General features: G+C 66.9%; 10 protein-coding genes. 5 read left to right on the forward strand and 5 right to left on the reverse strand.

The window, feature by feature from the left end; all coding sequences use genetic code 11:
- Nucleotides 1-68 precede the first annotated feature (68 nt).
- Nucleotides 69-1,538 (forward strand): NADP-dependent succinate-semialdehyde dehydrogenase, encoded by a 1,470-nt coding sequence (gene gabD, locus U4Z64_RS30005; RefSeq protein ID WP_321821863.1) that lies wholly within the window; start codon nt 69-71, stop codon nt 1,536-1,538.
- 367 nt (nt 1,539-1,905) lie between these two features.
- On the forward strand, nt 1,906-2,853 hold the full coding sequence (locus tag U4Z64_RS30010; RefSeq protein WP_321821864.1) for a hypothetical protein: 948 nt from the start codon (nt 1,906-1,908) through the stop codon (nt 2,851-2,853).
- Between the two features lie 72 nt (nt 2,854-2,925).
- Here U4Z64_RS30010 and U4Z64_RS30015 read toward each other — a convergent pair whose 3' ends face one another.
- Nucleotides 2,926-4,470 (reverse strand): PAS domain-containing methyl-accepting chemotaxis protein, encoded by a 1,545-nt coding sequence (locus U4Z64_RS30015; protein ID WP_044845772.1) that lies wholly within the window; start codon nt 4,468-4,470, stop codon nt 2,926-2,928.
- A 420-nt stretch (nt 4,471-4,890) separates the two neighbouring features.
- Complete coding sequence (locus tag U4Z64_RS30020) at nt 4,891-6,435, reverse strand: methyl-accepting chemotaxis protein (protein ID WP_321821865.1); 1,545 nt, start codon at nt 6,433-6,435, stop codon at nt 4,891-4,893.
- Nucleotides 6,436-6,981: 546 nt separating this feature from the next.
- Between U4Z64_RS30020 and U4Z64_RS30025 the strand changes: the two genes are divergently transcribed.
- Nucleotides 6,982-7,542: a GNAT family N-acetyltransferase gene (locus U4Z64_RS30025; RefSeq protein ID WP_321821866.1), complete on the forward strand. Its 561-nt coding sequence runs from the start codon at nt 6,982-6,984 to the stop codon at nt 7,540-7,542.
- Between the two features lie 114 nt (nt 7,543-7,656).
- On the forward strand, nt 7,657-8,133 hold the full coding sequence (locus tag U4Z64_RS30030) for a DUF523 domain-containing protein (protein ID WP_415749136.1): 477 nt from the start codon (nt 7,657-7,659) through the stop codon (nt 8,131-8,133).
- Between the two features lie 102 nt (nt 8,134-8,235).
- Here the strand turns inward: U4Z64_RS30030 and pcaF are convergent, their stop codons facing one another.
- Nucleotides 8,236-9,438 (reverse strand): 3-oxoadipyl-CoA thiolase, encoded by a 1,203-nt coding sequence (gene pcaF / locus U4Z64_RS30035; protein WP_321809868.1) that lies wholly within the window; start codon nt 9,436-9,438, stop codon nt 8,236-8,238.
- A gap of 226 nt (nt 9,439-9,664) precedes the next feature.
- On the opposite strand from pcaF, the gene U4Z64_RS30040 reads away from it, so the two are divergent.
- Nucleotides 9,665-10,453, forward strand: a complete 789-nt coding sequence (locus U4Z64_RS30040) for an IclR family transcriptional regulator (protein ID WP_321821868.1) — start codon at nt 9,665-9,667, stop codon at nt 10,451-10,453.
- Between the two features lie 226 nt (nt 10,454-10,679).
- Here U4Z64_RS30040 and U4Z64_RS30045 read toward each other — a convergent pair whose 3' ends face one another.
- Both U4Z64_RS30045 and U4Z64_RS30050 read right to left on the reverse strand, forming a co-directional pair.
- Entirely contained in the window at nt 10,680-12,011 is a 1,332-nt protein-coding gene (locus tag U4Z64_RS30045; RefSeq protein WP_321821869.1) for an MFS transporter, read from the reverse strand.
- 63 nt (nt 12,012-12,074) lie between these two features.
- A complete protein-coding gene (locus U4Z64_RS30050; protein ID WP_321821870.1) occupies nt 12,075-13,265 on the reverse strand; it encodes a M20 aminoacylase family protein in 1,191 nt (396 codons plus the stop codon).
- Nucleotides 13,266-13,458: the final 193 nt, after the last annotated feature.

The raw sequence follows: 13,458 nt of genomic DNA on the forward strand, positions 1-13,458 counted from the left end.
ATGCGCCGCCGCCGTCGTCAGGACGGCGGCGGCCTTTTTATCCGTCATTTTCAAGGCAGGCGATTCATATGAGCACCGTTCAGGAAACCCTGGCACTGAAAGATCCGTCGCTGTTCCGCCAGCAGGCGTACGTCAACGGCGAATGGCAAGGCGCGGCGAACGGCGAGTCGTTCGAGGTCCGCAACCCGGCAACCGGCGGCCTGCTCGGCACCGTGCCGGCGATGGGCACGGCCGAGACGCGCCACGCAATCGAGGCCGCGAACGCCGCATGGCCGGCATGGCGCAAGAAGACCGCGAAGGAGCGCGCGGCGATTCTGCGCAAGTGGCACGACCTGATGATGGAAAACGCCGACGACCTCGCGCTGATCCTGACCACCGAGCAGGGCAAGTCGCTCGCCGAGGCGAAGGGCGAGATCGGCTACGCGGCGTCGTTCCTCGAGTGGTTCGCGGAGGAAGGCAAGCGCGTGTACGGCGACACGATCCCGACGCCGGCGAGCGACAAGCGCATCGTCGTGACGAAGGAAGCGATCGGCGTGTGCGCGGCGATCACGCCGTGGAATTTCCCGGCGGCGATGATCACCCGCAAGGTCGGTCCGGCGCTCGCGGCAGGCTGCCCGATCGTCGTGAAGCCGGCTGAAGCGACGCCGTTCTCGGCCCTCGCGATGGCCGTGCTGGCCGAACGCGCGGGCGTGCCGGCCGGCGTGTTCAGCGTCGTCACGGGCGATCCGAAGGCGATCGGCGGCGAGCTGACGTCGAACCCGATCGTGCGCAAGCTGTCGTTCACCGGCTCGACGCCGGTCGGCCGCCTGCTGATGTCGCAATGCGCGGCGACGGTCAAGAAGGTGTCGCTGGAACTCGGCGGCAACGCACCGTTCATCGTGTTCGACGACGCCGATCTCGATGCCGCCGTGCAGGGCGCGATCGCATCGAAGTACCGCAACAGCGGCCAGACGTGCGTGTGCACGAACCGCTTCTACGTGCACGAAGCCGTGTACGACCAGTTCGCGCAGAAGCTCGCGACAGCGGTCGGCCAGCTGAAGGTCGGCCGCGGCACGGAGCCGGGCGTCACGCAGGGTCCGCTGATCAACGAAGCGGCCGTGCTGAAGGTCGAGGCGCACATCGAGGACGCGCTCGCGAAGGGTGCGACCGTCGTGACGGGCGGCAAGCGCCACGCGCTCGGCCACGGCTTCTTCGAGCCGACCGTGCTGACGGGCGTCACGCCGGCGATGAAGGTCGCGAAGGAAGAGACGTTCGGGCCGCTCGCGCCGCTGTTCAAGTTCGGCAGCGACGACGAGGTGATCCGCCTCGCGAACGACACCGAGTTCGGTCTCGCCGCGTACTTCTACAGCCGCGACATCGGCCGCGTGTGGAAGGTCGCCGAAGCGCTCGAGTACGGGATGGTCGGCGTGAACACGGGCCTGATCTCGAACGAAGTCGCGCCGTTCGGCGGCGTCAAGCAGTCGGGCCTCGGCCGTGAAGGCTCGCACTACGGCATCGACGACTACGTCGTGATCAAGTATCTCTGCCTCGCCGTCTGACGGTTCGGGGCCTGGCGCTTCGGCGACAGGCCCTGACCGCCCGGCCGGAACCGGGCGGTCACGACGCGGGCCGGTACCTCCTCTCCGCCGTGCCCGCGTCACCTTGCCGTGCGCGATGTCGGCACGCGTTCCGTGCGCGACGTCGATGCCGCATCGGCCAAACGTCATGCCGTTCGGCAATTTCGTTCAAGTCTGATTTCTCGTTCCGCTGCCAGCCGCTAGATTGAGCGTTCCACCTCGATCAGGTTTGCCTGCGCATGAACAGTTCCTCCATCCGCCCGACCAGCGTATCCCCCGCGCACCGCGCCCTCGTCGCGCTTCGTCGCACCCGTCCCGGCATCGCGCCCCGCACGAAGGGAGCCCGCACATGAGCGTCGGATCAGCCGATCGTCGTACGTGCCCGCCCGAGGAAAAGCGCGGCGGGCCGAGCAATCACCAGCCGTTCAACGTCGTCTACGACGGGCCCGCGCTCGGCGAGCACCGGATGGACGTGCGTGACCTCGCACCGGTGCTGCTCGCGATCGCCGACCTGTTCTCGTCCGCCAACAAGGAACTCAATGGCGACCACTCCGAGGTTCGTCTCGAGGTCAGGGGCGGCTTCAAGTCCGGCTCATTCCATGCAGAGCTGATCTTCGTCCAGTCGCTCGCGAGCCAGATCCGCGACCTGTTCGCCGGGCCGAACGCCAATGCGTTCAGCAACGCACCGGCAATCCTCGCCGCATTGGGGATCATCGGTGGCGGCGGGCTGATCGGCCTCATTCGCACGCTGCGCGGGCGCAAACCGCATCGCACCGAGCCGGACGGAGCGCATGTCAGGATCTGGATGTCGGAGCAGGAATGCTTCGTCGTCGATGAACCCATCGTCCGGCTGTATCGGAACCGGGCCGTTCGCGTCAACCTGCAGAAAATGCTCTCGCCGCTCGAACATGACGGCATCGACAGCTTCGGCATCGTCCGCGACGACATCGTCGAACTCTCGATCGAACGCGACGAACTCGGTATGTTCGCGAGCAGCGACGATCCCGGCGAAATCGTCACCGACACGATCGCACTCAAGATGCTGAAGCTCGAATCCGTCGTGTTCAAGGACGGCAACAAATGGCGCGTGCACGACGGCACGTCCGCGTTCTATGCGTCGCTGGACGACGAACGGTTCATCGCGAAGATCGATGCCGGCGAGCGCTTCGGAAAGGGCGACGTGCTGGTCGTCGATCTGCGCCAGACGCAGATCGTCACCGACGACGGGCTTCGCAACGAATACCGGATCGTCAAGGTTCGCGAGCACCGTGCGCCGTTGCAACCGGCGCTGATTTGATCTACGCCACCCGTGGAAGTGACGCGCGGGCCGCCCCTCTCCGCCGTGCCGCGTCACCTGCCTTCCCCGCCTTCAACGAAACACGTTCACCGCGTCCACAAGCCGCGTCGCCTGCTGCTTCAGGCTTTCCGATGCCGCCGCGCTCTGCTCGACCAGCGCCGCGTTCTGCTGCGTGATGTTGTCCAGATGCACGACCGCCTGATCAACCTGCGCGACCCCGGTGCTCTGCTCGGCCGTCGACGAGCTGATTTCCGCGATCAGGTCCGACACGCGCTTCACCTGCGTGACGATGTCCTCCATCGTCTTGCCCGCGCCGTCGACGATCCGTGCGCCCGATTCGACCCGCTCGACACTCGCGCCGATCAGTGTCTTGATTTCCTTCGCCGCGTTCGCGCTGCGCTGCGCGAGCGCCCGCACCTCGCCGGCGACCACCGCGAAGCCGCGTCCCTGATCGCCCGCGCGCGCCGCCTCGACCGCCGCGTTCAGCGCGAGGATGTTGGTCTGGAACGCGATGCCGTCGATCACGCCGATGATGTCGGAAATCTTGTGCGAACTCGCCGTGATGTCGCTCATCGTCGTGACGACTTCGCTCACCGCCCGTCCGCCGCGCTCGGCCGCCTCGCTCGCCGAAACCGACAACTGGTTCGCCTGCAGCGCCGTCTCCGCGTTGCTCGATACGGTGGCCGTCATCTCGGCCATCGACGCGGCCGTCTGCTGCACGCTGGTCGACGCCTGTTCGGTGCGCGCGCTCAGGTCGTTGTTGCCTTGCGCGATCTCGTTGCTCGCGCGCTGCACGTTGTGCACCTGCTCGCTGACGTCGTCGACGAGCCAGCGGAACATCAGCCCGAGCTGGTTGATCGTGCGCAGCGTCATGCCGATTTCGTCGACCCGGTTCATCGCCACGCCGGTGCGACTCTCGCCGGTCGCGACGCGCAACGCCTGGTCGCGCAACTGAATCAGCGGCCGCACGATCTGCGCGTCGAGCCACAGGCCGGCCGCCACCGCCACACCGACCGCCGCACCGGCAAACGCCGCGAGCCCGCCGCCGGTCAGCCCGCACGCCCACCCCGCGCCGACGACGGCCGGCGCCAGCACGCACAGGGTCGAATGAACGCGCGCGCGCACCGACATCGTCTGGAACAGCGACGCGACACGCATCAGCCCGGTACGGACGATCAGCCCCTTGTGGAAACGGCGGTTGCCGGCCTTGCCTTCGCGGAAAGCGCGGTACAGCGCGTCGGCCGCCGCGATCTCGTCGCGCGACGCCTTGGTGCGCACCGACATGTAACCCGTCGGCTGCCCGTTGCGCATCACCGGCACCGTATTCGAACGGACCCAGTAATGATCGCCGTTCTTGCGACGATTCTTCACGAGCGCGGTCCACGGTTCGCCGTTCTTCAGCGTCGCCCACATGTCGGCGAACGCCTCCTTCGGCATGTCCGGGTGCCGCACGACGTTGTGCGGCTGACCTTCGATCTCCTCGGGGGAAAATCCGCTGACCTGAATGAACGCGGCATTCGCGTACTTGATGTAACTGTCCGCGTCGGTGGTCGACATCAGCGTCGCGCCGTCGGGAAAATCGAATTCGCGTTGCGTGACAGGCTGGTTATTGCGCATGGTGTTGGAGTTCCCGGGTTGCGGATCTTTGCGTCCGCTTGTGGATTGAACCGAGACCGTCCGCATCGCGGTCGTCCCGCATGCGTTCGATCAGACTCCTGCGCTTTCGGCAAATCCGGCGAAAACATTATGCCGGCTTCGGGTAAATATGCATGAATTTCGCATCATCTTGATTCAGCCGAACATTTTGTTTATATGTAAATAAAATCCAGCTTTATCAAATACTTGCGCCAGCAATCATCTGACCATTCCGACGCTTGTTCCGACGGGATTCACGAGTCGATCCGGAATCGAGAATGCGAATCTCTCTCGTTTAATTCATGTAAATCGAAACGAAAATCGGGGATATCGCCGCCTTGCCCCGATTTGCTTCGCGTTGCCTCGCAGTGGCGGGAGCGCGCTGGCACGCGCGCCCGACGATCACCGAAACACGTTCACCGCGTCCACAAGCCGCGTCGCCTGCTGCTTCAGGCTTTCCGATGCCGCCGCGCTCTGCTCGACCAGCGCCGCGTTCTGCTGCGTGATGTTGTCCAGATGCACGACCGCCTGATCAACCTGCGCGACCCCGGTGCTCTGCTCGGCCGTCGACGAGCTGATTTCCGCGATCAGGTCCGACACGCGCTTCACCTGCGTGACGATGTCCTCCATCGTCTTGCCCGCGCCGTCGACGATCCGTGCGCCCGATTCGACCCGCTCGACACTCGCGCCGATCAGTGTCTTGATTTCCTTCGCCGCGTTCGCGCTGCGCTGCGCGAGCGCCCGCACCTCGCCGGCGACCACCGCGAAACCGCGCCCCTGCTCACCCGCGCGCGCCGCCTCGACCGCCGCATTCAGCGCGAGGATGTTGGTCTGGAACGCGATGCCGTCGATCACGCCGATGATGTCGGCGATCCTGCGCGAGCTGTCGGTAATGTCGTTCATCGTCGTGACGACTTCGCTCACCGCCTGCCCGCCGCGCTCGGCCGCCTCGCTCGCGGACACGGCGAGCCGGTTCGCCTGCAGCGCGGTCTCCGCATTGCTGTCGACGGTGGCCGTCATCTCGGCCATCGACGCCGCGGTCTCCTGCACGCTCGACGCGGCCTGTTCGGTCCGCGCACTCAGGTCGTTGTTGCCTTGCGCGATCTCGTTGCTCGCGCGTTGCACGTTGTGCACCTGCTCGCTGACATCGTCGACGAGCCAGCGGAACATCAGCCCGAGCTGGTTGATCGTACGCAGCGTCATGCCGATCTCGTCGACGCGGTTCATCCGCACGCCGCGGCGGCTTGCGCCGGTCGCGACATTCAGCGCCTGGTCGTGCAGCCGCTTCAGCGGACGCACGATCTGCGCGTCGAGCCACAGGCCGGCCGCCACCGCCACACCGACCGCCGCACCGGCAAACGCCGCGAGCCCGCCGCCGGTCAGCCCGCACGCCCACCCCGCGCCGACGACGGCCGGCACCAGCGCGCACAGCGCCGAATGAACGCGCGCGCGCACCGACATCGTCTGCGGCAGCGACGCGATGCGCAGCAGCCCGGTTCGGATGACCAATCCCTTGTGGAAACGGCGCTGGCCGGCCTTGCCTTCGCGGAACGCGCGGTACAGCGCGTCGGCGGCCGCGATCTCGTCGCGCGGCGCGCTGGTGCGCACCGACATGTAGCCCGTCGGCTGCCCGTCGCGCATCACCGGCACCGCGTTCGCGCGCACCCAGTAGTGATTGCCGTTCCTGCGGCGGTTCTTCACGAGCGCGGTCCACGGTTCGCCGTTCTTCAGCGTCGCCCACATGTCGGCGAATGCCTCCTTCGGCATGTCCGGGTGCCGCACGACGTTGTGCGGCTCGCCGACGAGTTCGTCGGTCGAGAAGCCGCTCACGTGCGCGAACGTCGTATTCGCGTATGTGATGATGCTGTCCGCATCGGTGGTCGACATCAGCGTGACGTCGTCGGGAAATTCGAATTCTTGTTGGGTGACAGGCTGGTTGTTGCGCATGCAGGGCTCCGAAAGGCGGATCCGGCTGCAGGATCCGCGCAGCGCGAAAATCACGCTCAGTAGCCGAAAAACGGTTTATCGCTTTACGACGGTCTCGTCCTTGCTGTCGGCACCCTCCGGAAAAACCTTAATCCGGAAGCGCATGAAAGATCGAATTCGGTCAACTGCATGATTTCGATCAAGTCATCCGGCGATAATCACATCCGACGCTTTGCGAAAGCGAACCGATGCTTTATGGAATAACCCCTTGCAACGAGCCAATCTACGCAGCCGTTGCACGCAGCGAAACGACTCTGCCTGATCTGCTCCATTCGACCGGCATTTGAACTCGATGAAAAAATCCCGGCTGCAATTGAATCGGCCGCCCCGGAATACGGCACGGCCTGCGCATGACGGCGATAGACACGATCAGGCCGCGCTTTTCCGCGATCGCGACACGATGCGCATTCCGCAAACGCACGACATGCACGACATGCGCGGCGCCGCAGCAGGCACGCGGCCGCACCCACCCAACCACACGCAACGCGCTGCACACCGGACCACCGCATGACACGCCGCACCGCCACCGAACGCGACGCACTCTCGGCACGCCTGCTCACCCGCGACGAACTGCCGCTCGTCTGGACCATCGACCGGCGCGAGATCATCCATCATCTGTACGCGCTGCGCGACGGCGAACTGCAGCTCGTCCCCGACTTCTACGACGTGCGCGGCTGGCCCGACGGCGAAGCCGAGCACTACACGCCGATCCTGCTCGACTGCCACGATCGCGGCGGCTGGTGTCTCGGCATGTTCGACGGCGCGCGGCTGGTCGCGGCGGTCATCGTGGACGCCGATCCGCTCGGCCCGCGACGCGACATGCTGCAGCTGAAGTTCCTGCACGTGAGCCGGGCCTGGCGCGGTTGCGGGCTCGGCGAGCATCTCTATCGCGCGGCCCGCGCGCAGGCACGGACGATGGGCGCCGCACGGCTCTACGTGTCCGCGACGCCGTCACAGCGCACGATCGACTTCTACCTGCGCCTCGGCTTCACCGTCAGCGCATCGCCCGACCCGGCGTTGTACGCGCTCGAGCCGGAGGACATCCATCTGGAAGCGCCGACGGCCTGACGCGCGCGAACGCCACCCGCGCGCAACATTTCCGCGCGCCCGACACCGCCCGCACGGAGAACGACATTGCAGAACACGCCGCAGCCGCCGGTCACGCCGAAGATCCTCGTCAGCATGTGCGTGCTCGGCCACCCCGTCCGTTACAACGGCTCGGCGAAAACCGCCGCGCATGAAACGCTCGCACGGTGGCAGCGCGAAGGGCGCCTGGTGCCCGTGTGTCCAGAATTGGCGGGGGGATTGAGCGTGCCGCGTCCGCCCGCCGAGATCGCGGCAGGCGAATCGGGGCAACGCGTGCTGTCGGGTGCCGCGCGCATCGTCGACGTGCACGGCACCGACGTGACGGCCCCGTTCGTCGACGGCGCGCACGCCGCGCTCGCGCTGGCACGCGCGCACGACTGCCGCTTCGCGATCCTGGCGGACGGAAGTCCGTCGTGCGGAAGCAGCTTCATTTACGACGGGAGTTTTGCGGGACGGCGGCATGCCGGCGCCGGTGTGACGGCGGCGTTGCTGCGCCAGCATGGCATCGAGGTGTTCGCGGACACCGAGATCGACGCGCTCGCGGCACGCATCGCGCGGCTATCACGAGGCTGAATGACGATGTGGCCGACACGACGATCTTCTCGTGCCGGCCACATCGTCCGGAAAGGTACGGCCAAGCGGCGCGCATCCCGCGCGCTTCGCCGCATCGCGCGATCAGACGCGTTCGATCGCGATCGCGATACCCTGGCCGACGCCGATGCACATCGTGCACAGTGCGAAGCGGCCGTTGGTGCGATGCAGCTGGTACATCGCGGTCGTCACGAGACGCGCACCCGACGCGCCGAGCGGATGGCCGAGCGCGATCGCGCCGCCGTTCGGGTTCACGCGCGGATCGTCGTCGGCGACGCCGAGCATGCGCAGCACCGCGAGACCCTGCGACGCGAATGCCTCGTTCAGCTCGATCACGTCGAACTGGTCGATCGTCATCCCGAGCCGCGCGAGCAGCTTCTGCGTGGCCGGCGCCGGGCCGATGCCCATCACGCGCGGCGCGACGCCGGCCGTCGCGATGCCGAGCACGCGCGCGCGCGGCGTCAGGCCGAAGCGCTTCGCGGCTTCCGCGTTCGCGAGCAGCAGCGCGGCGGCGCCGTCGTTGACGCCCGACGCGTTGCCGGCCGTCACCGAGCCGTCCGGGCGCACGACGCCCTTAAGCTTCGCGAGTGTCTCGAGCGACGTTTCGCGCGGATGCTCGTCACGCGAAAAGACAACCGGATCACCCTTCTTCTGCGGAATCGTGACCGGCACGATTTCCTCGGCGAGCGTGCCGTCCTGCTGCGCACGCGCGGCCTTCTGCTGGCTGCGCAGCGCGAACAGGTCCTGATCGGCGCGGCTGACGTTGTAGTCGACCGCGACGTTCTCGGCCGTCTCCGGCATCGAATCGACGCCATGCAACTGTTTCATCAGCGGATTGACGAAGCGCCAGCCGATCGTCGTGTCGTAGATGTCGGCCTGGCGCGCGAACGCGCTGGCGGCCTTGCCCATCACGAACGGCGCGCGCGTCATGCTTTCGACGCCGCCGGCCACCATCAGCGCGGCCTCGCCCGACTTGATCGCGCGCGCGGCCACGCCGACCGCGTCCATCCCGGAACCGCACAGGCGGTTGATCGTCGAACCCGGCACGCCCTCCGGCAAACCCGCGAGCAGCGCAGACATGCGCGCGACGTTGCGGTTGTCCTCGCCGGCCTGGTTCGCGCAGCCGTAGATCACGTCGTCGATCGCCGTCCAGTCGACGTCGCGGTTGCGCTCGACGAGCGCCTTGAGCGGCACCGCGCCGAGGTCGTCGGCGCGCACGCCGGACAGCGCGCCGCCGTAGCGGCCGATCGGGGTACGAATCGCATCACACAGAAAAGCTTCGGTCATCAGTGTCTCCGGTCTCATGCAAGCTGGGAAGTGAGTGAAACGCGCCCCTTGCTTTGCCCACCGGGATGCGCTTAAATGTTCTATATACGAACATAAGATCGTGCATCGAACGTTCAACGCATCATAGGGAGTGCGGGGACGACCTGTCAAGCGCCCGGTCCGCGGTGCGGTTGGCGTGTCAGGCCCCATGCGCTATCTTCTCGGCTGCACGACAATCCGACCGTTCATGACAACCGAAGACATCCAGACGAAACCAGGCGACTCCTATGTGCAGTCGTTCGCGCGCGGCCTCGCGGTGATCCGCGCATTCGACGCCCAGCGCCCGGAGCAGACGCTCACCGAGGTCGCCTCGGCCACCGGGCTCACGCGCGCCGGCGCACGCCGGATCCTGCTGACGCTGCAGACGCTCGGCTACGTCGAGGCGGACGGCCGGCTGTTCCGGCTCACGCCGAAGATCCTCGAGCTCGGCTTCGCGTATCTCACGTCGATGCCGTTCTGGAATCTCGCCGATCCGGTGATGGAGCAGTTGTCCGCGCAGATCCACGAAAGCTGCTCGGCCGCCGTGCTCGACCGCACCGAGATCGTCTACGTGCTGCGCGTGCCGACCCGCAAGATCATGACGATCAACCTGTCGATCGGCAGCCGCCTGCCCGCGTACTGCACGTCGATGGGCCGCGTACTGCTGGCGGCGCTCGACGACGCGGCGCTCGACGAAACGCTCGCGCAGAGCGCCATCCGCGCGCATACGCCGCGCACGATCACCGACATCGGCGAACTGAAGGCGACGATCGCACAGGTGCGCCAGCAAGGCTGGGCCGTGGTCGACCAGGAACTGGAAGTGGGCTTGATGTCGATCTCCGCGCCGATCCGCAACCGGCGCGGGCAGGTGATCGCCGCGATGAACATCAGCGGCAACGCGCAGCGGCACACTGCGAAGCAGATGGTGAAGGAGTTTCTCGGGCCGCTGCAGCAGGCCGCGCAGACGGTGTCGGAACTGGTCGCGCGGCGCGGGTGAGCGGTGACTTCGCGTGCCGGATCGGCAACACGATCATTCGCGGATAGCGCGGATATAAAGACGGGCGGCATAAGCCGCCCGCTCAACCCTCAGACTCTGCTTGCAACGCCCTTCTCTCGGAACGCGGAGCCCCCTCCGCATCGCTCAATTTAGGGATGCGGCACAGCCCCGTCAATTTGACGAAAACGAAATTGCACCGCGTCGCTTCGGACAGCGGCATCCCGCATCAGTCCATCGACTCGCGCGCCGTCTCGCGCAACATCGCGACCGCGATCAGCGACAGCACCACGCACGCGGCCACGTAGCCGGCCGGCGCGAGCTTGCTGCCGGTCGTCTTCACCAGCCAGGTCGCGACCAGCTGCGCGGTGCCGCCGAAGATCGTCACCGCGAGCGCATACGCGATCGAAATGCCCGTCGCGCGTACGTGGCGCGGCAGCGATTCGCACATCAACGCCATTTCGGATGCCGACCCGAGCGAATAGAACAGCAGCATCAGCGCGGTCAGCGGCAGGATCACCGACAGCGTCGGATGATGGTTCATCAGCCAGAACGCCGGGAACAGCAGCAGCACCAGCACGCCGCGCCCGACGAAGATCGGCAGGCGCCGGCTGCCGAGGCGGTCCGACAGCCAGCCGAACAGCGGACACGTCACCAGCATCACGCAGCCCGACGCGACGCCGACGAACATCGACAGCTTCATCGGCAGCCCGAGCGTATGGATCGCATAGGTCGGCATGTAGAAGGTCAGGATGTAGGTCGACACCGTGCCGCCCATCACCGTCAGCATCAGCAGCAGCACCGTGCGCGCGTGCTGCGAGAACAGTTCGCGCAGCACGCCGCGTTCGATCCCGTGATGGTTGTCGCCGGGCGCATCGTCCGCGAGCCGGCGGCGCAAGTACATGCCCACCGGCGCGATCAGCACGCCCACGAGGAACGGCAGGCGCCAGCCCCAGCCCTCGAGCGCGTCCTTCGTCAGCGTGTTCGACAGCAGCGCCGCGAAGCCCGAACCCATCAGCGCCGCGCCGCCCTGCGTCGCGAGCTGCCAGCTCGCGCGGAACGCGCGGTGCGACGTGCCGCCCTGCTCGATCAGCGTGGACGTCGCCGCGCCGAACTCGCCGCCCTGCGAGAAGCCCTGCATCAGCCGCGCGCCGACGACCAGCAGCGGCGCGGCCACGCCGACCTGCGCGTAGGTCGGCGCGATCGCGATCAGGCCGGTGCCGAGCGCCATCAGCATGATGGTCAGGTTCAGCGCGGCCTTGCGGCCCTTGCGGTCCGCATAGACGCCGAGCACGACGCTGCCGAGCGGCCGCGTGAAGAAACCGGCGGCGAACGTCGCGACCGACAGCAAGAGCGACGTGGTCGGATCGCTCGACGGGAAGAACAGCTTGCCGATCAGCACCGCGAAAAAGCCGTACACGGTGAAATCGAAGAACTCCAGCCAGTTGCCGATCACGGCCGCCGCGATCGCGCCGCGCTTCGTGACGGCCGGCGCGCCATGCGCATCGGTTGCGGCGGCGCCCGTCGACGCGGGGTGCAGCGCGAGATGGTCTTTCTGCATCGTTCGTCTCTCCTCTCAATGCGGCCGGAAGCGCCGGCCGCTCGTCGCGTGCCGCCGCCGGGGTTACTGCCCGAGGTAACGCTCCACGAGGCGCGTCCAGAACGCCGCGCCGATCGGCAGGTTGCGATCGTTGAAGTCGTACTTCGGGTTGTGCACCATGCAGCCGTCCTCGCCTTCGCCGTTGCCGAGCCGCACGAACGAGCCGGGCCGCTGCTGCAGCATGAACGCGAAATCCTCGCTGCCCATCAGCAGGTCGGCCTGCTCGACCACATGCGCGTCGCCGACCAGTTCGCGCGCGACCTGCGCGGCGAAATCCGTTTCGGCATCCGTATTGACGACGACCGGATAGCCTTCGATGTACTCGACGTGCGCGGTCGCGCCGTAGCTCGCGGCCTGCGACTCGGCGAGCTCGACGATGCGGCGCTTGAGCAGCGCGCGCACGTCGGGGCTGAACGAACGCACGCTGAGTTCGAGACGCGCGCCGTTCGGGATCACGTTGTTCGCGGTGCCCGCGTGCATCGAGCCGACCGTGACGACCGCCGGCTGCGACGGGTCGACGTTGCGCGCGACGATCGTCTGCAGCGCCATCACGATGCTGGCCGCGACGACCACCGGATCGACCGTCAGGTGCGGCCGCGCCGCGTGGCCGCCGACGCCCTCGATCGAGATGATCGCCTTGTCGCCGGCCGACATGAACGGGCCGCGCCGCGTGAGGAACACGCCGGGTGCCGCGCCCGGATGGTTGTGCATGCCGAACACCGCATCGCACGGAAAGCGCTCGAACAGGCCGTCGTCGATCATCTTCTTCGCGCCGCTGTCGACACCGTGCTCTTCCGCCGGCTGGAAATACAGGTGCACGGTGCCGGAGAAATTGCGCGTCTTCGCGAGGTGTTGCGCGGCACCGAGCAGCATCGTGGTGTGGCCGTCGTGGCCGCACGCGTGCATCTTGCCGTGCGTGCCGCTCGCATACGGCAGGCCGGTCGCCTCGAGGATCGGCAGCGCGTCCATGTCGGCGCGGATGCCGATGCTGCGCGTGCCGTCGCCCGCGCGCAGCGTGCCGACCACGCCCGTCTTGCCCACCCCGCGCGTCACCTGCCAGCCCCACTGCTCGAGCTTGTCCGCGACGAGCGCCGCCGTTTCGTGCTCCTCGTACGCGAGTTCCGGGTGACGGTGAATGTGATGGCGGATCTCGCGCAGCCCGCCGGCGGCGGGCAGCAGATCCTCGATTTCGGTGAATCGGGCGTCGGTGGTCATCAAGCGGCTCCTGCTGATCGTCAGCGTGTCAGCCGCACGCAAACGGTGCGTGCGGGAAAGCGAGCCACTATAGCGAGCCGATATCGGTTCAATAAGATGCGGAATTTTTCACCGCGATAAGCTTTATTAATCAGGGTTAACGCGGGCAAAGGTCGCCGGCACGCGTTCGCCAGGCGCGATCGACACGCCCGCC

The organism is Burkholderia sp. BCC1996, assembly GCF_905339955.1.
GTDB lineage: Bacteria > Pseudomonadota > Gammaproteobacteria > Burkholderiales > Burkholderiaceae > Burkholderia.